Source organism: Arthrobacter sp. SRS-W-1-2016 (assembly GCF_002009585.1).
In the GTDB taxonomy this organism is placed as follows: Bacteria; Actinomycetota; Actinomycetes; order Actinomycetales; family Micrococcaceae; genus Arthrobacter; species Arthrobacter bambusae_A.
Genome location: NZ_MTPV01000043.1, coordinates 31,393 through 49,228, shown reverse-complemented (window position 1 = coordinate 49,228; position 17,836 = coordinate 31,393). Strand labels below are relative to the sequence as shown.

At 64.9% G+C, this 17,836-nt stretch carries 16 protein-coding genes and 1 tRNA gene; 7 read left to right on the top strand and 10 right to left on the bottom strand.

From position 1 onward, the window contains the following. Positions 1–116 precede the first annotated feature (116 nt). Positions 117–758 (top strand): aminodeoxychorismate/anthranilate synthase component II, encoded by a 642-nt coding sequence (locus tag BMF89_RS10530; RefSeq protein ID WP_078107037.1) that lies wholly within the window; start codon positions 117–119, stop codon positions 756–758. Here BMF89_RS10530 and pknB read toward each other — a convergent pair. Genes pknB through BMF89_RS10495 form a run of 7 tightly spaced genes read right to left on the bottom strand, consistent with a single transcriptional unit; the run spans position 755 to position 10,314 of the window. Beyond that, on the bottom strand, positions 755–2,680 hold the full coding sequence (gene pknB, locus BMF89_RS10525) for a Stk1 family PASTA domain-containing Ser/Thr kinase (RefSeq protein ID WP_139359624.1): 1,926 nt from the start codon (positions 2,678–2,680) through the stop codon (positions 755–757). The two genes, BMF89_RS10530 and pknB, sit on opposite strands and share 4 nt — an antisense overlap. A gap of 54 nt (positions 2,681–2,734) precedes the next feature. Further along, positions 2,735–4,537, bottom strand: a complete 1,803-nt coding sequence (locus BMF89_RS10520) for a protein kinase (RefSeq protein ID WP_078107035.1) — start codon at positions 4,535–4,537, stop codon at positions 2,735–2,737. Then, complete coding sequence (locus BMF89_RS10515; protein ID WP_078107034.1) at positions 4,534–5,991, bottom strand: penicillin-binding protein 2; 1,458 nt, start codon at positions 5,989–5,991, stop codon at positions 4,534–4,536. Before BMF89_RS10515 ends, BMF89_RS10520 begins: the two co-directional genes overlap by 4 nt. Then, positions 5,988–7,355, bottom strand: coding sequence for an FtsW/RodA/SpoVE family cell cycle protein (locus tag BMF89_RS10510; protein ID WP_078107060.1), 1,368 nt, complete (start codon positions 7,353–7,355; stop codon positions 5,988–5,990). Before BMF89_RS10510 ends, BMF89_RS10515 begins: the two co-directional genes overlap by 4 nt. After that, on the bottom strand, positions 7,352–9,079 hold the full coding sequence (locus tag BMF89_RS10505; protein WP_078107033.1) for a PP2C family serine/threonine-protein phosphatase: 1,728 nt from the start codon (positions 9,077–9,079) through the stop codon (positions 7,352–7,354). The genes BMF89_RS10510 and BMF89_RS10505 overlap by 4 nt, the downstream gene beginning before the upstream one ends. 3 nt (positions 9,080–9,082) lie before the next feature. Continuing rightward, positions 9,083–9,565, bottom strand: coding sequence for an FHA domain-containing protein (locus BMF89_RS10500; protein ID WP_078107059.1), 483 nt, complete (start codon positions 9,563–9,565; stop codon positions 9,083–9,085). 5 nt (positions 9,566–9,570) lie between these two features. Then, a complete protein-coding gene (locus tag BMF89_RS10495; protein WP_078107032.1) occupies positions 9,571–10,314 on the bottom strand; it encodes a DUF3662 and FHA domain-containing protein in 744 nt (247 codons plus the stop codon). 362 nt (positions 10,315–10,676) lie between these two features. On the opposite strand from BMF89_RS10495, the gene BMF89_RS10490 reads away from it, so the two are divergent. Next, positions 10,677–10,759 (top strand) — tRNA-Leu (locus BMF89_RS10490). A gap of 123 nt (positions 10,760–10,882) precedes the next feature. On the opposite strand, the gene BMF89_RS10485 is transcribed toward BMF89_RS10490, so the two are convergent. After that, positions 10,883–11,566 (bottom strand): TetR/AcrR family transcriptional regulator, encoded by a 684-nt coding sequence (locus BMF89_RS10485; protein ID WP_253190784.1) that lies wholly within the window; start codon positions 11,564–11,566, stop codon positions 10,883–10,885. A 140-nt stretch (positions 11,567–11,706) separates the two neighbouring features. On the opposite strand from BMF89_RS10485, the gene BMF89_RS10480 reads away from it, so the two are divergent. After that, positions 11,707–13,098, top strand: a complete 1,392-nt coding sequence (locus tag BMF89_RS10480) for an NAD(P)/FAD-dependent oxidoreductase (RefSeq protein ID WP_078107030.1) — start codon at positions 11,707–11,709, stop codon at positions 13,096–13,098. 88 nt (positions 13,099–13,186) lie between these two features. On the opposite strand, the gene BMF89_RS10475 is transcribed toward BMF89_RS10480, so the two are convergent. Both BMF89_RS10475 and BMF89_RS10470 read right to left on the bottom strand, forming a co-directional pair. After that, entirely contained in the window at positions 13,187–13,804 is a 618-nt protein-coding gene (locus BMF89_RS10475; RefSeq protein WP_139359623.1) for a hypothetical protein, read from the bottom strand. Between the two features lie 153 nt (positions 13,805–13,957). Beyond that, positions 13,958–14,407, bottom strand: coding sequence for a DUF5997 family protein (locus BMF89_RS10470; protein ID WP_078107028.1), 450 nt, complete (start codon positions 14,405–14,407; stop codon positions 13,958–13,960). Positions 14,408–14,540: 133 nt separating this feature from the next. On the opposite strand from BMF89_RS10470, the gene BMF89_RS10465 reads away from it, so the two are divergent. From BMF89_RS10465 to BMF89_RS10450, 4 genes are all read left to right on the top strand, one after another. Beyond that, a complete protein-coding gene (locus BMF89_RS10465; RefSeq protein ID WP_078107027.1) occupies positions 14,541–15,344 on the top strand; it encodes an ABC transporter permease in 804 nt (267 codons plus the stop codon). Beyond that, positions 15,341–16,405, top strand: coding sequence for an ABC transporter ATP-binding protein (locus BMF89_RS10460; protein ID WP_078107026.1), 1,065 nt, complete (start codon positions 15,341–15,343; stop codon positions 16,403–16,405). The genes BMF89_RS10465 and BMF89_RS10460 overlap by 4 nt, the downstream gene beginning before the upstream one ends. A gap of 84 nt (positions 16,406–16,489) precedes the next feature. Further along, positions 16,490–17,209, top strand: a complete 720-nt coding sequence (locus BMF89_RS10455) for a LysR family transcriptional regulator substrate-binding protein (RefSeq protein ID WP_078107058.1) — start codon at positions 16,490–16,492, stop codon at positions 17,207–17,209. Positions 17,210–17,212: 3 nt separating this feature from the next. Then, entirely contained in the window at positions 17,213–17,833 is a 621-nt protein-coding gene (locus BMF89_RS10450; protein ID WP_078107025.1) for a LacI family DNA-binding transcriptional regulator, read from the top strand. Positions 17,834–17,836 lie beyond the last annotated feature (3 nt).

The window sequence follows — 17,836 nt, the reverse complement described above, 5'->3', positions numbered from 1 at the left end:
CTGACATCAGCGGCCCTCGTGGCATGCGCGATTGTCCTGATGGTCCAGTTCCTTTTCCCCTGGATGTCACAGTTCACTACCCTCACCGACTCAACGATTGGTTCAGCACAGCAGCCATGAGCACAACAAAAATCCTCGTCGTGGACAACTACGACAGCTTCGTCTACACCCTGGTCGGCTACCTGCAGGAACTCGGTGCTGAAACCACGGTGGTCCGGAACGACGACGTCACCCTTGCCGAAGCGATCGAGCTGGCGGACGCGCGCGACGGCGTGCTCATCTCCCCGGGCCCCGGCACCCCTGCCGAAGCCGGCGTCTGCATTGAGTTGATCAAATGGTGCGGAGACAACAACAAGCCGATGTTCGGGGTCTGCCTGGGACACCAGGCCTTGGCCGAGGCTTATGGCGGGATCGTCACACATGCCCCCGAGCTCATGCACGGCAAGACATCGCCCGTGCAGCACGAAGGCAAGAGCGTTTTCGCCGGGTTGCCTTCGCCGGTGACGGCCACCCGCTACCACTCCCTGGCGGCTGTCCGGGAAAGCATTCCCGACGTCCTGGAAATCACCGCCGAAACCGCCGGCGGAGTTGTCATGGGCCTGCAGCACCGCACTGCGCCGCTGTGCGGTGTGCAGTTCCACCCGGAATCGGTGCTCACCGAAGGTGGTTACCTCATGCTCGGCAACTGGCTTGAATCACTAGGGATGTCCGGAGCGGCCGCGCGTGCGGCCACCCTTAGCCCCCTGATCCAGCGCTAGCCGCCTAGTCCGCCCAGGCCGGATCCTCCGCCGCCACCGCCCCGGGTGTCGCTTGGAGACGGCGTGGGCGTCGGAGAGGGGCTCGGCGGCGGGGCGGGAGCCTTCGCGACAATCACGCTGATGGTCTTGCCCTGCTCCACGAGCGAATTGAAAGCATCGCCCTGGCTCGTAACCTTTCCAGGGGTTACTTGCGAATTCTCCTGTTCGGTGACCGCAATGGCCAGGCCGTTCGCCTTGAGTAGCGCTTCTGCATCGGCCTCAGTCAAACCGACGAGTTGAGGCACGGCTACCTTGCCCGTGGACACCACCAGGTCAACGGTGCTGCCAACGCCAACTACGGCCCCGGAAGCGGGTTTGGTGCTGATGACGGAGCCCGCCGGAACCGTGGCACTGTTGGCCAAGGTACTCGACCCGCCCACAAGGCCGGCCTGACGCAGGAGATCGCGGGCAGCGGCTTCGGTGAGGCCGCTCAGGCCTGCCGGGACAGTCGCCGAGACCGGGCCGTCTGAAACATTAAGCATGACTTGCGATTTCGGGGCCACCTGGGACCCCACGCCGGGATCGCTGCCGATCACCGTTCCCTTGGGGACCTTGTCATCCGGGACGTGGTTTGACTCCGGGCTGAGGTTGGCGCCGTACAGCGTCTGCAATGCCGCGGCTTCGGTCATGCCGGCCACCTGCGGTACTGCGATCAACGCGGGCGGAGCCGGCTTCTGGTTGACTGTGCTGTACACCCAGAATGCGCCGCCGGCCAAGACCAGAAGGACGAGAACAACCACTACCGCGGTCCATGCCCGACGGCGGGACTTCTGCCGGGCGGTCCGCTCGCGTTCGGGGGTGAAACCAAGCGGCATGGCGCCGTCGTGGTCTGCTTCGGATTCCGCTTCGCCAGCCTGCAGGGCAAGCATGTCCTGGTCGGCGGCGTTCCGACCGTTTCCCGACCTTCCCGCGAGGGTGGTGTCGAGGAATTCGGCGCCCGTCAGGCCCCGCGCCAAAGTGCCTTCCGCAATCGGCGGCACGACGTCCTGGACGTCCGTGGGTGCTCCGGCGGCAACGGCCGGGACGGCCACGCCGTTCTTGGCAGCACGCAAGGCGCGGCGGAACGCAGCTGCATCCTGGAAACGATCGGCCCGGTTCTTCTGCAGGCCTTTGGCCAGGACACTGTCCAGCGCTTCCGAAACGGCCGGATTGAACGTGCTGGCCGGCTCCGGGACCTCGCGGACGTGCTGGTAGGCCACCGAGACAGGGCTGTCGCCCGTAAACGGCGGGCGGGACGTGAGCATTTCGAACAGCAGGCACGCGGCGGAGTACAGATCGCTGCGGGCATCCACGGTTTCGCCGAGGGCCTGCTCGGGCGACAGGTACTGGGCCGTGCCAACGACGGCCTGCGTCTGGGTCATGGTTGCCGCGGAATCGGCCATCGCCCGGGCGATTCCGAAGTCCATGACCTTCACGTCGTTTGAGTCCCCGGTCACCATGACGTTGGCAGGTTTGATATCGCGATGGACGATTCCGGCCTTGTGGCTGTATTCCAGCGCGGCGAGGACGCCAAGGATGAACTCGATGGCCTGATCAGTGTCCAATTCCTTGGCGCGGATCAAGTCGCGGAGGGTCCGGCCGGACACGTATTCCATGACGATGTAAGGGACCCGGACGTCCTCGCCCGGTCCGCCGGACACCGTGTACTCGCCGGTGTCGTAGATGGCGACGATCGAGGAGTGGTTCAGGGCCGCTACCGCCTGTGCCTCGCGCTTGAAGCGCGCATGGAACTGCGGATCCCGGGCAAGATCGGCACGCAGCAGCTTTACGGCCACGGTCCGCCCGAGCACAGTGTCGGTGCCCTTGTAGACATCGGCCATGCCACCACGGCCTAGCAATTCACCGAGTTCGTACCGCCCGTTGAGGACGCGCTGGGATGTCATTGGAGTGCTGTCCTCTCTGTGGGCAGGGGTGGAGCGTCCGGTTGGCATGGTGTCTTAGCGGCTGGCTGAGGGAGAAGCGGACGCGGCCGACTTGGACAAGTGGTAGGTCACGACGGACCCGGCATTCACCTTTTGCCCGGCCGCAGGATCTGAACTGACGAATGTTCCGGGCGCCTGGCCGGTTGCCCCGTCAACGGGATCTCCCGTGACCCAACGGAGGCCGGCACCCTCGATGGCAGCCTGCACTTGCGACTCGGTGGCGCCCTTGCCGATGGTCGGCACAGTGACCATCTGCGGCCCCTTGGAGTAGGTGACGGTGATGGTCGATCCCTTGGCCACGGGGCCGGAAGGATTGATGTCGATGACGGTGCCGGGCGCGGACGGATCGAAGACCTGGCTTCCGCTGACCACGAGGCCGAGCGCGTTGAGGTCCGAGCGCACCTTGTCGTACGGCTGTCCCTTGTACTGATCCGGGATCAGGTTGATGGTCTCGGGAGTCGGCGTTGTCGGCGTCGGGCTAGCGGATGTCTCCGTGGGGCTCGGACTTGCCGAGGTTGGGGGCGCGCTCGAGACCTGGCTTGGAGGGGCCGTCGTCGCTGGCGCGGGACTGCTCGGCGAGAACAGCCCCGACTGGGTCAGGATCGCCCCCGCTATGGCGAGCAGCACGAGCGCGATCAGCGCGATGAGCGGCCACGTCCACGGGCTGCGTTTCTTCCGCTGCGGCTCTTCCCGGTACTCCTCTTCCTCATGGATGTACTGGTTGTGCTCGTCGGCCTCATTCAAACTGCGCTCGGCGGCCAGGGCATTGGCCCGGGCCAACGCGTTTCCACCTTCAGCGGCAGCCCCTACCGCTGCGGCGCCTGCTGCTGCGGCGCCGATTACCGGGAGTGCCGATGTCGACGTCGAACGTGCTTCCCTGCCGTACGGCGAGGCCACAATCCCGGTGGGAGCGGTGGCGATGTCGGTCGGCGCTGTGATGGGGCCCGTGGCGGATTCGAAGAGCAACATTCCGGGCACCGCGACGTGTGCCGCGGCTATATCGCCCGCGCGGATCGCTTCCGCGGCCTCGGCCAGCTTGATGGCATCCGCAGGACGGTTCTTCGGATCCTTCGCAAGCATGGACATCAGCAGGGCGCGTACCGGGGTGGGCAGGCTTTCGGGCAGCGGCGGCGGCGCGTCGTTGACCTGGGCCAGCGCAATGGCGATTTGGGATTCGCCGGAGAACGGGCGATGCCCCGTGAGGCACTCGTAGCCAATAACCCCGAGGGAATATATGTCCGAGGAGCCCGTGGCCGTTTGCCCCGTGGCCTGCTCCGGAGCGAGGTACTGGGCCGTACCCATGACCTGCCCGGTCTGCGTGAGCGGAACCTGGTCTGCCAGGCGGGCGATGCCGAAGTCGGTGATCTTGACGCGGAAGTCCGGCGTGATCAGGAGGTTGCCCGGTTTGATGTCGCGGTGCACCAGGCCCTGGGCGTGCGCGGGGGCCAGTGCCCGGGCGGTCTGGGAAATGATGGACATGGTGCGGTCCGGCGAAAGAACCTGCTCGTGTTCCAGGATGCTGCTCAACGGCTGGCCTGGCACCAATTCCATGACCAAGTAGGCGGAGCCGTCTTCCTCTCCGTAGTCGAAGACGTTGGCGATCCCCACGTGATTAAGCAACGCGGTGTGGCGGGCCTCGGCACGGAACCGCTGGAGGAACCCGGGGTCACCCGTGTATTCCTCCTTGAGTACCTTGATGGCGACGATCCGGCCAAGGATCTGGTCCTTTGCCCTCCAGACCTCTCCCATGCCGCCAATCGCAATGCGACTGGTCAGCTGGAACCTGCCGCCGAGGGTGATTCCTGACGTAGGCCTCACTTATTCAACACCGCCTCAAAAATCTTCTTCGCGTTCGGACTGGTTAGCTTTGCGCCGGTAGACACATCAACGCCTTCCATGACAATGGTGACGGCTACCTGCGGGTCGTTGGCCGGGGCGAACCCGGTAAACCATGAGTTGTTCAAACCTGTATCTCCGAGTTGCGCCGTACCGGTCTTGCCGGCCACCTGGATTCCCGGTACTGCGGCACCACTCGCAATGCCTTGCGATACGACGTCGGTCATCCATTGAGTGATCTGGCTGGCGATATCGGGCGTGGTGGACGTGCGCAGCGCCTCGGGCTTGGGTTCGCTGATGACGCGCAGGTCCGGTGCCCGCACAGTCTTGATGAGGTTCGGCTTCATCTGGACGCCCTTGTTGGCGATGGCTGCCGTCATCATCGCGATTTGCAGCGGAGTCGCCCTGACGTCTCGCTGCCCGACGGCGGACTGGGCCAGCGCGGCCTGGTCCAGATTCGTGGGGAAGACGCTGACCGCGGACTGAAGCTTGAGCTGGTCCCCGAAATCCTGGCCGAAGCCGAACTTGCTGGCCTGGTCCGCGATGGCCTTCTGGCCCAGGTCGAGGGCGATGCTCGCGAACGGCGTGTTGCACGACTGCTCAAGGGCGAAAGGGAAATCGGCCGTGTTGCGGGTTGAGCAGTTGCCGCCCGCGTAGTTGGGCAGCGAAGCGTTCGAACCGGGCAAGGGCAGGCTGTCCGGGTTTGGCAAGACACTGTCCTTGTTGTACTTCCCGGAGCTCAATGCAGCGGCAGTATCGACGAGCTTGAATACGGAACCGGGCGCCAGCAACTCGCCGGTGGGTCCGCTCACGGACTGGTTGAGGTTGATGCCGGGAACCTGGTTGATTTGGTCGTAGCCGGCCTTTTCCTTGGCGGGATCGTGCGTGGCGATCAGGTTGGGATCGTAGGACGGTTTGGAGACCATCGCGATGATCGCGCCCGTCTTGGGGTTGGTGACGACGATTGAGCCCCGCTGACCGTCAGGAATGAGGTCGTAGGCGAGCTTCTGGATCACGGGATCGAGGGTCAGTTCCACCGAGGCGCCCTTTGGCTGGCTGCCAAGGAAAATCTGGCTGACACGGTCCAGGAAGAGTTGGTCGGAACTGCCGGCCAATTCGTCCCGGAGCTGCTGCTCGAGCCCGGTGGATCCATAGGTCCGTGAGAAGTAGCCCGTGATTCCGGCATAGAGTTCCGGCTGGGCGTAGCTGCGCTGGTACTTGCAGGTTTCGTCTCCAGCAACGGATTCCGCGACTGGTTTGCCGCCCACGATGATCGCACCGCGGTCGTTGCAGTAGTTCGCCAGGACAGCGCGCTGGTTCCACGGATTGTCATTGAGGTCGCCGGCGCCGATGACCTGGACATAGCTGATCGCGCCAAAGAGCAGGGCGAACATGGCAACGGCTGCCATCCACGAATTGCGTATGGAATGGTTCATGAGGTCTGCACCGCCTCTGTGGGGGCATGGGTAATGGGCGAGGTGTCCACCGGGCCGCGCGCGGTGTTCGAAATCATGAGCAGCAAACCTACGATGATCCAGTTGGCAAGCAGGGAGGAACCTCCTGCCGCCAGGAAGGGAGTGGTGAGCCCGGTCAGCGGGATGAGCCGCGTGACGCCGCCGATCACCACGAAGCACTGCAGCGCGATGGCAAAGGAGAGTCCGCACGCCAGGAGCTTGCCGAACGCGTCCCGCGCGCCAAGAGCCGCGCGGAACCCGCGGGTGAAGAGCAGCATGTAGAGCAGCACGACGGCAAAGAGGCCGATCAATCCGAGTTCCTCACCGATGAGAGCCACGATCATATCGCTGTTCGCAAACGGCACCAGGTCCGGCCGGCCTTGTCCGAGGCCGGTGCCGCCGAGGCCGCCGTCGGCCATGCCGAAGAGGCCTTGGACGATCTGGCCGCTGCCGCCCGGGGACCTGTCGAAGACTTCCGGGGTGAAGGCGTTCCACCAGCTGTCCAGGCGGAACGCAACGTGCGAGAAGAACTTGGATGCAAGGAATCCGCCACCGAGGATCAGTACGCCGCCGATGACCACCCAGCTGATCCGGCTTGTTGCCACGTAAATGATGACGATGAACAAGCCGAAGAAAAGGATCGACGTGCCGAGGTCCCGCTGGAAGACGAGGATGCCGATGCTCACGAGCCAGGCCGTGATCATGGGGCCGAGATCCTTGAAGCGCGGCAATTGCATGGGGCCGATCTTGCGGCCGGCCAGCAGGATGAGGTCGCGGTTGGACGAAAGGTAACCTGCGAAGAAGATAGCCAGGGTGATCTTGGCGATTTCGCCTGGTTGGAAGGTTATGGGACCGAGGCGGATCCACACGCTCGCGCCAAGCACCTCGCCGGCTGAGATGCCCGGAACGAGCGGCAGCACAAGGAGGACTGCGCTGGCCGCCAGCGCGATGAAGGTGAAGCGGCGAAGGAGGCGGTGGTCCTTGACGAACCAGATCACGACGATTGACACCGCCATGGCCAGGAGGGTCCAGCGCAACTGGTTGTTACCCGTGTCCTCGCCCGGCTGATCCATGCGATGGATGAGGGCCAGTCCCAAGCCGTTGAGGGCAACGACGATCGGGAGCATGATCGGATCGGCATATTTTGCGCGAAACCTGAGGACCATGTGGAACGCAAATGCTGCCACGATCAAGAGACTCGACTGGAACCAGAAATCGCCGTCGAACGCGGTCGCACTATTGAGCCCGACCATGGCGCTGGCGCCGATTCCCACTGCGAGGGCAAGGACCAGCAGGACGAGCTCGACGTTGCGGCGTGGCTGCGGTGCGGTAATGGCCAGAATCATCGGGACACCGCGCACGAAGGGACCGGCGTGGACGTCGGTGACGATGTTGGCCGGTTCGAAGGACTCGGGCTTGGCGTGGGACTTGCCGTAGGGGTGGGGCTTGCCGTCGGTTTGGCGGTAGCCGTCGGGCAATTGGCCGGCAGCCCGGTGGTGCCGTTCTCCTGCAGGCTTTTCACAATCTGCTGGGCATCGGAGAGATCCCGTGCCGGAACGGTCTGGCGAAGTGTCTGTTGTGTGTATTCAGGCAAAGAGTCCATGCGGATATTCGTCGTGGCCTCTACTTTCGACAGCTGGAACGGGCCAAGGCTCTGCGAAATGCCGTTGAAAATCGCGACGTGCTGGTTGAATTCACCGACGTAGTAGCGGGTCTGGGTCCACGCATAACCGAGCCACAGCCCGGCGATCACGAAAATGGCCAAGACCGCTGCAATAGCCGGGGTCAACCAGCGCCGCTTCCGGGCGACAATGGGCTGGGGATCCTGACGGTCCTGTTCAGCCTTGTGGGTCAGTACCGTGGCAGCCCGGCGTGCAACGCTGCGTCCAGCGATGGTGGGGATCGAACCCGTATCGGCGGCGGTTGCGGCAGCACCGACGAGTTCGTGCGGGCGGCTCGAAAGCTCCTCGCGGAGGATCTCGGCCGACAAGTGCTCGCCAAGGTGGGGGTCTGTCGCCGTCGGAGGTTCGGTAGTCCCGGCGGGATTTGCGGGCGCGCCCGCTTCGGGCTCCGCGGCGGCGGTGGGCTTTGCCGCGGCGGCGGAAGGTCCGGCGTCGGACGTTGTTTCCCGCGGCGGGACCCGGCCCGCTGCGGGGCCGTCTGCTCCGGACTCTTTGGCCGGTGCGCTGGCGTCGCTGCCGTGCCCGTCCTTGCGCGGTGCGGCCTTCGCCGCTTCGGCCGCGTTCGCTGGCGCCGGGGCTCCCGGGACGACGTCGACGGCGGCCGTGGTGAGGTTGTCGCCTGTCTCCTCCACGATTTCCAACAGCACCACGGTGACGTTGTCCGGAGCGCCGTTGGCGAGGGTGAGCTCAATGAGGAGCTCTGCGCATTCGGCAAGGTCCTTGGTTTCGCGGACTACTTGCTCCACGACGGCGCCTTGGACGTAGTTCAGGCCGTCGGAACAGAGGAGCCAGCGTTCGCCGGGTTCGACGTCGAGCTCGTCCAGGTCCAGCTCGGGGCTGGCGTCCACGTCCCCCAGAACGCGCATGAGAACGTTCTTGTGCGGGTGGGTTTCGGCTTCCTCCGGGCGCAGGCGGCCCTCGTCAATCAACCTCTGGACGAAAGTGTGGTCCACGCTGACTTGTTCGAATTTGCCATTGCGCAAGCGGTAGGCCCGGGAATCGCCGATGTGCGCGAAGTGCAGCCGCCTGCCTTCGAGCAGCAGGGCAGTGACCGTGGTGCCCATGCCTGCAAGCTTCGGGTCAACGTGGACAAGCTCGGAGAGGAGGGAATTGGCGGTCTGGATTTCGTCTGCCAGGACTGTTTCCGCGCCGTCCGGGTAGGAATCGTGATCGAGGTGGATCATGTCCAGCACGGTGGACGCTGAGGCGACGTCCCCGCCCGCATGCCCGCCCATGCCGTCCGCGACGACGGCAAGGTGCCGGCCGGCGTACGCGGAGTCGTCGTTCTTCGAGCGGACACGCCCGACGTCGGACCGCGCCGCGTAGCGCATGATGAGCGGAAGTTCCGGAGGCAGCGACTTGCCCTCGGAGGCCTGCGGGGAAGCCATCGGCTACGGCCTCAATTCGATGACCGTCTTGCCGATCCTCACGGGGACGCCAAGCTCCACCGGCAGGGCGCGGGTCAGTTGCTGATCGGCGAGGTAGGTGCCGTTGGTGGAACCGAGATCTTCGATGAACCAGCGGCTGCCTTGCGGGAACAAGCGCGCGTGCCTGCCCGAAGCATAATCATCCTCGAGGACCAAGGTGGCCTCTTGTGCGCGGCCCAGCAAAATGGGGCTCGCGGCCAGAGGAAGCGTGGTCCCCTTGAGTGGTCCCTCGACGACGACGAGCTGGTGCGCCTGCTGCTTCACGGGCTGGGGCGGCGCGGGGGCGAGTTCCGGATGCTTGCGTAACTCGCGCGCCGTCGGAGTCCCCATTGCGGCTTTGCGGCCGATCACGAGATCGCGGCGCATGGTCGAGACGATGCTGAAGATCAGGACCCACAGCAATAGCAGGAAGCCGAAGCGGAGTGCGGTGATGGTCAGTTCGCTGATGTCGCTCACGGGCGCCCACCAGAAGGCTGGGGGAGAAGTCTGAAGATGATCTTGGTCCGTCCCATGGTGATGGTGGATCCGTCAGTCAATTCCACACTGCCGTCCACTTTGTGGCCGTTGACGTAGCTTCCATTGGTGGAACCGAGGTCGACGGCGTGGATGACCCCGTCTGCCGTCTGGATTTCCAAGTGCTTGCGCGAGACGCCGGTATCGTCCACCAGGATGTCGGCCTCGGAGGACCTGCCCAGCACGATCGAAGGCGCGTTGAGGGAATAGCGTTGTCCGCCTATGTCCAGGACAGGCTGGAGCCGTGTGGGTTCGCGGTTTGGCGCGGCGGGGACGACTGGCCGGGGAGCAGCGGGCGCGGCAGTCCCGTTGGATTTCTCAGTGCTGGATGTGATTTCGAAATGGCCTTCGCGCTGTGCTTCGTCGTGGCGGAAGGAGATCCGTACCGGACCCTGCAGGATGTAGCCCTGGCTGCGCACGTGCTGGATGACGACGTCGCACAATTCTTCGGCCAGTGGGGTTCCCCAGTCCTGGGCGCGCGTGAAGTCCGCATCGCTCAAGAGGACATCGAAGATGTTGGGAGCCAAGGTACGGCCGGCCGAAATGGTGATGGACTTGTTGTCCAGTTCACGGCGAAGCTTGCTGGCTATCTCCACCGGCTCCACCCTCGCCCGCGAACCGGTGGAGAAGACGCCGCGGACGGCCTTTTCTATGCCACGTTCAACCCTGTCAAGCAAGCCCATGGTCCTTCTCCTTCCGTTTCGTTGACTCTGCGATATCAGTAGCCAAGACGAATCCCCGCAGTGGCCGGAGCGCACGCAAGGAGCCTGTCTTCAACCCCGATACTACTGGGCAAGACTGTGAATGGCCTTATTCCACAACGCCTGGAAGGCCGGAAAAGTTCGGCGGTCCGCATCATTTCGCGACGCTTCTCGCGTGATTTCAGCATCGTGCGGGGGACCGGCAAAGCGGGGGATCCCGGGGTTTTACTGCCCCACCCTTGGGCGATTGGCGTTTTCAACAGGTTGTCCGTTATGCTTGATCTCGCTGCTTTCGCAGGGGTGAGGCCGGGGAAACCTGGTGCGGCCCGGGCGAAGGAAGTTGCGCGCGAGTGGCGGAACGGCAGACGCGCTGGCTTCAGGTGCCAGTATCCGAAAGGGTGTGGGGGTTCAAATCCCCCCTCGCGCACGCAATTCAAAGGAACCCCGGTCTCAGGCCGGGGTTCCTTTGTTTAACTCACCAAACCCCGTAACTCCCAACTGACTCGCAGTTGTTGTCGTTATGAGCCCTCATAACGACAACAACTGCGAGTCAGTTGGGCTGCACCCGCAGCGCGCCGAGGCCGGTGATCAACGCATCCAAGCCCATGGCGAACGCGAGGTCGGACGGGTAGTTGTTCCGTTCGGGTCCGAGGCTGCGGACCGCCGAGGTGAAGTGCGGCGTGGAGTCGGCCAAGCGGCCGGAGTCGAAAATGTCCGCCGGCGCGTTCGCGTCGAACGCGGCGCCGAAAATGTAGGCCTCAAGGGCCACGATGCTCGGGATGATCTGCTGCTCCGGGAAGCCGGCACGGAGGAAGCCCTCGGTCACGGCTTCGTACATGGCGAGGGTCTGCGGGGCGTCCGTCACGGGAAGAACCGCGATCACCGAGATCAGCGGGGTGTGCCTCGCGAAGATGCCGCGGTAGGAATAGGCCCATTGCCGGACAGCCTCCTCCCAGGGCAGCGTGCTGAAACCCCCGAAGTCGACTTTGGACATCAGGTCCTCTTCAACGAGTTTAAGGACCTCGTCCTTGGAGGAGACGTGGTTGTAAAGGGCCGACGGCGCAACGCCCAGGGAGCGCGCGAGTGCGGCCATCGTGAGGCCGTCGTACCCCTTCTTGCTGATCAGTTCCAGGGCCGCGGCAGTGATGCCGTCCTGGTCGAGGACCGCCGCCATTGGCCGACCTGCCCTGCGGCGCGCTTTGGTCTCGCCGGGAGCGGGGGTGGGTTCAGGCATCGCTGACCTTTCTGGAAGCAGTGTCATCAGCATTATTCCATTTGGGTCTTCACAGCCGGGGCCAATCCAGCTACAGTTGAGATAAATGAACGTCATTCATTTACTGGTCAGCCAACGGGGACGGCCACAGAAAGGACATCATGTTGAATCTTGATCGCGACGTCGTAATTGTCGGTGCCGGTCCGTCGGGGTTGACGGCCGCCCGCGAGTTGAAGAAGGCCGGGCTCAGCGTTGCCGTGCTCGAAGCACGCGACCGCGTCGGTGGCCGTACGTGGACCGACACGATTGACGGCGCCATGCTGGAAATCGGCGGACAGTGGGTGTCCCCGGACCAGACCGCCCTCATGGGGCTCCTGGACGAGCTGGGCTTGAAAATGTACTCCCGCTACCGCGACGGCGAATCGGTGTACCTCGCGCCGGACGGCACCCGCACCCGCTACACCGGTGCGTCCTTCCCCGTAAGCGAGACCACTGCGGCCGAAATGGACAAGCTCACCGCCATCCTGGACGCCCTCGCCGCGGAGATCGGCCCGGAGGAGCCATGGGCCCACCCGAAGTCCCGCGAATTGGACACTATTTCCTTCCACCACTGGCTGCGCCAGAAGTCCACGGACGAGGAGGCCTGCAACAATATCGGCCTCTTCATCGCCGGCGGCATGCTGACGAAGCCGGCCCATGCTTTCTCGGCCCTGCAAGCGGTGCTGATGGCAGCCTCGGCGGGCTCGTTCTCCAACCTGACGGACGAAGACTTCATCCTGGACAAGCGGGTTATCGGCGGGATGCAGCAGGTCTCCCTGTTGATCGCCGCGGAACTGGGCGACGATGTCGTGCTTAACAGCCCGGTCCGCACCATCAACTGGGAGGCGGCCGGCGAAGGCCATCGGGTCACCGTTGAATCCGAGCGTGCAACCGTCAATGCGCGATTCGTGATCATGGCTGTCCCGCCGAACCTGTACTCCCGCGTGTCCTTCAACCCGCCGCTGCCGCGCCGCCAGCACCAGATGCACCAGCACCAGTCCTTGGGCTTGGTCATCAAGGTGCACGCCGTCTACCGCACGCCGTTCTGGCGCGAAGACGGCCTCTCCGGGACGGGCTTCGGCGCCGACGCCCTGGTCCAGGAGGTCTACGACAACACCAACCACGGAGACGCCCGCGGGACCCTGGTGGGCTTCATCTCGGACGAAAAGGCAGACGCAGTCTTCGAGCTCAGCGCCGGGGACCGCAAGAAGAAGGTCCTTGAGTCCATCGCGAGCTTCCTCGGCGACAAAGCCCTGGACGCCGAGGTCTACTACGAATCCGACTGGGGTTCCGAAGAATGGACCCGTGGCGCCTACGCGTCCAGCTACGACCTGGGCGGCCTGCACCGTTACGGCAAGGACCAGCACGCCAACGTAGGACCGATCTACTGGTCTTCCTCCGATCTGGCTGCCGAAGGTTACCAGCACGTGGACGGCGCGGTCCGGATGGGCCAGGCAACAGCTGCCAGGATCGTCACCGCAAACAGCCGCGTCGTAGCGGTACCGGTGGCCTAGGACGAGTTACCGATCGACACGTGAGGTCTCGGCGCTTTCACTGGTTGAAAGGGCCGAGACCTCACTTTTGGAAGCCCGGGCGAGCCGCCTACGACGCAGAAACGCCCGCAGCTGCTTCGGCTTCGACCATCGCCACATCCAACTTCTCGACCGCGCGGGCATAGTCCGTCCCTGCGGTGAGGCGGCAGCGTTGGGCTTCCTGCAGCGCACGGACTAAAGCGGCGGTCTGCGGAACGCTGACATCGCTCATGCCGGGGAAGTCGATGCCCTTGGCGGGATCGAGTTCATACCTTTGCCAGCGGGCCAAGAGGGCGTCGTGACGGGCTGCCGCTTCGGTGAAACCGATGCGGTCCTGACGGTTCCGCTCCAGTTTCCGGCCGACCGCAAAGGCTGCAATAGCGGCAGCTACGGCGAGGAAGAGCATCAAGAGCCCGACGGCGGGCGAGGCCAACGCGGGAATGACGACCGCCGGGACAATCACCACGAGGCCGGCGAAGATGTTCCAGAAGGTGGCGTCCGGCTCTTTGACGAACTCCCGATCGCGGTGGCCGAGGTGCCCCTGCAAGGCGGGATGGCCGCCGTCGGGGGCTCCGTGGACGGCCGCTTTCCGGACGGTGTTGACGGTGAAGACCACCGCGCACAGGAGCAAAAGCCCCAATAGCCCGATCTCCCAGGCCGTCAGCTGGATTCCAGTTGTGGCGGGCAATCGGACCACCTCCACGCGAACGCGCACCGCTCTCAAATTCAGTATGCGCCGAGGATGGCTCGGAGGCGAGGGCCCCGATTCCTGGCTTAAAAGCAGGAAGTCAGGACAACCCGGCCCGGGTTGTCCTGACTTCCTGTGAACGTCTTTTGGAGCTTAAGCGTGGTCCCGCTTGGATGCCTTCGGTGCGTCCCGCTTGGCAGTGGCGTTGGACTTGGCTTCCTTCGTGGCTTCCTTTTTGGCAGCTTCTTCCTTGATGCGTTTTGCCTCGGAGCGCACGGCTGCGTGCGTGGCGCGCTCGACGACGAGCCACTGCGGGGGAGCTGCCAGCAGTTCGGTGATTTCCGCCGTCGTGAGGGCCTCGGTGATTCCGCCGCGGGCAAGGCCGCTGATGGAGATGTTCAGCTTCTGTGCCACGACGGGACGCGGGTGCGGACCCGTCCGGCGGAGCTCGGCGAGCCACTCCGGGGCATTGGCCTGGAGCTCGGCGAAATCGGCGCGGGTGATTTCCGAATCCTGGAACTCCTGGGGTGTTGCAGGCAGGTAGATGCCAAGTTTCTTGGCAACGGTGGCCGGCTTCATGGACTGGGAGTTTGCAGAGGTCATGGTTCAAGGGTATCCGCCCCCGCAGGGAAGTGGCACAGCCGCTGTTCTAGGATGAATCCATGCCGCACACAAGAGTCGCCGGGGCCGCCCGGATGGTCCCGGTGACCCAAGCCTCGGCGTACCGTAGGCGTCGATGAATTTCAGCGGGATTCCACGGTGGGTCTATGGCCTGGCGGTAGTGGGCGGCTTGTTCGTCCTGTTGCCGCTGGCTGCCATGGTCGCAAAGGTCAACTGGACACAGTTCATCCCGCTGGTGACCTCCGATTCCTCGCTCACGGCGTTGGGTCTCAGCCTCCGCACCTCTGCCGCGAGCACAGCGCTCTGCATCGTCTTCGGTATCCCGTTGGCGCTTGTCCTAGCCCGCCGGCCCTTCCGCGGGCAGCGGCTCCTCCGTGCCTTCGTCCTCCTGCCCTTGGTGTTGCCACCCGTGGTGGGCGGGATCGCGCTGCTCTATACGTTCGGTCGGCAGGGTCTTCTGGGCAAGAGCCTTGAACTCGCGGGCATCCAGATCGCGTTCTCGACGACGGCGGTGGTCCTGGCCCAGACGTTTGTCGCCTTGCCATTCCTGGTGGTCAGCCTCGAAGGCGCCTTGCGGACGGCCGGCAACCGCTACGAAGCCGTTGCCGCGACGCTCGGCGCCCGCCCCACCACCATCTTGAGGCGCGTGACCATACCGATGGTCCTCCCCGGCCTTGCCTCGGGGGCGGTGTTGTCCTTTGCCCGCAGCCTGGGCGAGTTCGGCGCCACGCTGACATTTGCGGGGAGCCTGCAAGGTGTCACGAGGACGCTGCCGCTGGAAATCTACCTGCAGCGAGAGACCGACGCGGACGCCGCCGTCGCCCTTTCGCTGGTTCTCGTCGCGGTGGCCGTGATCGTCGTCGGACTGTCTTACCGGCGTCCGCACCGCGCGGACCTTCCCGCGGAGGCAGCCGCGTGAGTTTCCAGATCGACGCCACCGTCCGGGCCCGCAACCTGGACGTGTCACTGACCCTCGGGCAAGCGGAAACCGTCGCGATCCTCGGACCGAACGGGGCCGGAAAGTCGACGCTTCTCTCCGTCGCGGCGGGACTCTTGCGGCCGGACGCGGGCTCTGCCCGCCTCGGGGACCAGGTTCTCTTCAACCTCGACGGCGGCGGCCGGGTATGGACCCCTCCGCACCTTCGCGGCACGGCGCTGTTGGCCCAGGAGCCGTTGCTTTTCCCGCACCTGAGCGTCCTGGACAACGTGGCATTCGGCCCGCGCAGCTCAGGCGTTTCGCGGACGGAATCGCGCGAAACTGCGCGGCACTGGCTAGCCGAAGTGGACGCCATGGAGCTCGCCGGGCGCAAGCCCGGGCAGTTGTCCGGGGGCCAAGCCCAACGTGTTGCGGTGGCCCGCGCGCTGGCTGCCAGTCCCGAGTTGCTGCTCCTGGACGAGCCGATGTCCGCGTTGGACATCCACGCCGCTCCGCACTTGCGCCGGCTCCTCAAACGCGTCCTGTCCGGGCGTCGTGCCCTGATCATCACCCACGACGTCCTGGATGCCCTCATGCTCGCGGACCGCGTGATCGTCATGGAAAAAGGCAGGATTGTGGAGGAAGGGGCCACCCGTGAGGTATTCCGACGTCCACGAAGCCAATTCGCCGCGGGCCTGGCCGGAGTGAACCTCATGGCGGGCACCGTCACGGAGGACGGACTCAGGACGGTCGCCACCGTCGAGCTTCCCAGCCTGCATGTCGCGGGAGACCTCGATGACGAAGCGGAACCCGGCCAGCCAGGCGTCGCCGCGTTCCCGCCGTCGGCCGTTTCCATCTTCCTGGATGCTGCCCACGGCAGCCCGCGCAACTCGTTCCCGGTTGCGATCACGGATCTTGAACCGCATGGGGACCACATCAGGGTCCGGGCCGGCGATCTGGCAGCGGACATCACGCCCTCAGCGTCCGCCGAGCTGGGATTGGAACCGGGCTCGCGCGTCCACTTTGTGGTCAAGGCGACAGCGGTCCAGGTGTACGCGGCGTAGCTGGGACCGGCGCTGGGTTGGCTACGGCCCGCGCGGTACTGTGAACTGGTGCCATCCGATCAAGAATCCCTGCCCGCCGTCGGTATCCCCGACGCTTCCGACGCTGAAACCAGCGGGTCCCTGGGGCTCACTTTCGCCTATGTCGCCGGCGTGACGCCCGGGAAATGGATCCGGCGCTGGGAAGAGCGCATGCCAGATGTTCCGCTTCACTCGTTCATGTCCGACGACGGCGCGCAGCTGGACGTCCTGCGCGACGGCTCCGCGGATCTCAGCTTTGTCCGCCTGCCGGTGGATCGCGATGGACTGCACGTGATTCCGCTCTACGAAGAGCAGCCTGTGGTGGTGGCCCCGAAGGGCCATGAAATCTCGGTGTTCGAAGAGGTCGCGCTGGAGGACCTCGCGGAGGAGAACTTCCTGGATGTCGCCGGAATGGGCGGGCCGGAGATGGCCATGCAGGTGGTGGCGTCCGGTGCCGGCCTCGTGATCCTGCCGATGTCCGTGGCCCGGCATTTCAATGTCAAGGACACGGTGGCGCGCCGCCTGACAGGGGCCGAAGGGACGCAGATCGCCCTCGCCTGGCCGAGCGATTCCACGAGCGAGGTCATCGAGGAATTCATTGGCATTGTCCGGGGCCGCACTGCGCAAAGTTCGCGGCAGCCTTCGGCTCAACAGGAGAAGCCCAAGAAGGCACCCAAGCCGGACCGGCGAGGCACGGGCGCCAAAAAACCGGCGGTTGCCCAGCGTTATGCCCCGAACCCGGACAAGGGCCGTGGCAAGGGCTCCCGCAAGAAGGGAAAGCGCTAGGCCATGGGACTTGGAGCGAAGCCGACCATCCGGGACGTCGCCAGGAGTGCCGGGGTTTCCCTCACCACCGTGTCCTATGTCTTGTCCGGGCGCCTCGGTGGCACCACCCGCATCAGCGAAGCGACACAAGAGCGGGTCCAGGCCGCGGCCAAGGAATTGGGTTACGTACCCAATCAGGCGGCCCGCGGAATGCGCCGCGGCAAGACCGACCTCGTCGCGATTGCCATCGGCGACCTGGAATGGCCGTGGGACCGGGCACTCGCGACGGCCGCTGCACGCATATTGCCCCAGCACGGCTACCAGCCCGTGATCCTCATCGGCGAAGGGTGGCGGCGGTTCATGCTCTCCGGGGGTGCCGACGGCGCCATCATCGGGGCCCTGCCGCCCGGCACCCTTCTTGACCTCACCGTGGGGGAGCTGGCCAGGCGCGGAGTAGCCCAGGTGGTCATTTCGGACACGATGCAGCCTGCCGGATTTGATGTCCTGGCACCCGGTTCGGCAGGCGGTACTCCGGAACCGGAAGCCCTCGAGGGAGCCGTCACCCTGCTTCTGGATCGGCTCGCCGGCCGCACCATCGGCGCGGGAACCACCAAGGCCGCGCCGTGGGAGTTCAAGACTCCGTAGCGC

Bases quoted from the DNA above. Each gene is read 5' to 3' on its own strand.
- BMF89_RS10530 (WP_078107037.1), top strand. From the start codon at position 117: ATGAGCACAACAAAAATCCTCGTCGTGGACAACTACGACAGCTTCGTC.
- pknB (WP_139359624.1), bottom strand. From the start codon at position 2,680: ATGACATCCCAGCGCGTCCTCAACGGGCGGTACGAACTCGGTGAATTG.
- BMF89_RS10515 (WP_078107034.1), bottom strand. From the start codon at position 5,991: ATGAACCATTCCATACGCAATTCGTGGATGGCAGCCGTTGCCATGTTC.
- BMF89_RS10510 (WP_078107060.1), bottom strand. From the start codon at position 7,355: ATGATTCTGGCCATTACCGCACCGCAGCCACGCCGCAACGTCGAGCTC.
- BMF89_RS10505 (WP_078107033.1), bottom strand. From the start codon at position 9,079: ATGGCTTCCCCGCAGGCCTCCGAGGGCAAGTCGCTGCCTCCGGAACTT.
- BMF89_RS10495 (WP_078107032.1), bottom strand. From the start codon at position 10,314: ATGGGCTTGCTTGACAGGGTTGAACGTGGCATAGAAAAGGCCGTCCGC.
- BMF89_RS10485 (WP_253190784.1), bottom strand. From the start codon at position 11,566: ATGCCTGAACCCACCCCCGCTCCCGGCGAGACCAAAGCGCGCCGCAGG.
- BMF89_RS10480 (WP_078107030.1), top strand. From the start codon at position 11,707: ATGTTGAATCTTGATCGCGACGTCGTAATTGTCGGTGCCGGTCCGTCG.
- BMF89_RS10470 (WP_078107028.1), bottom strand. From the start codon at position 14,407: ATGACCTCTGCAAACTCCCAGTCCATGAAGCCGGCCACCGTTGCCAAG.
- BMF89_RS10465 (WP_078107027.1), top strand. From the start codon at position 14,541: ATGAATTTCAGCGGGATTCCACGGTGGGTCTATGGCCTGGCGGTAGTG.
- BMF89_RS10450 (WP_078107025.1), top strand. From the start codon at position 17,213: ATGGGACTTGGAGCGAAGCCGACCATCCGGGACGTCGCCAGGAGTGCC.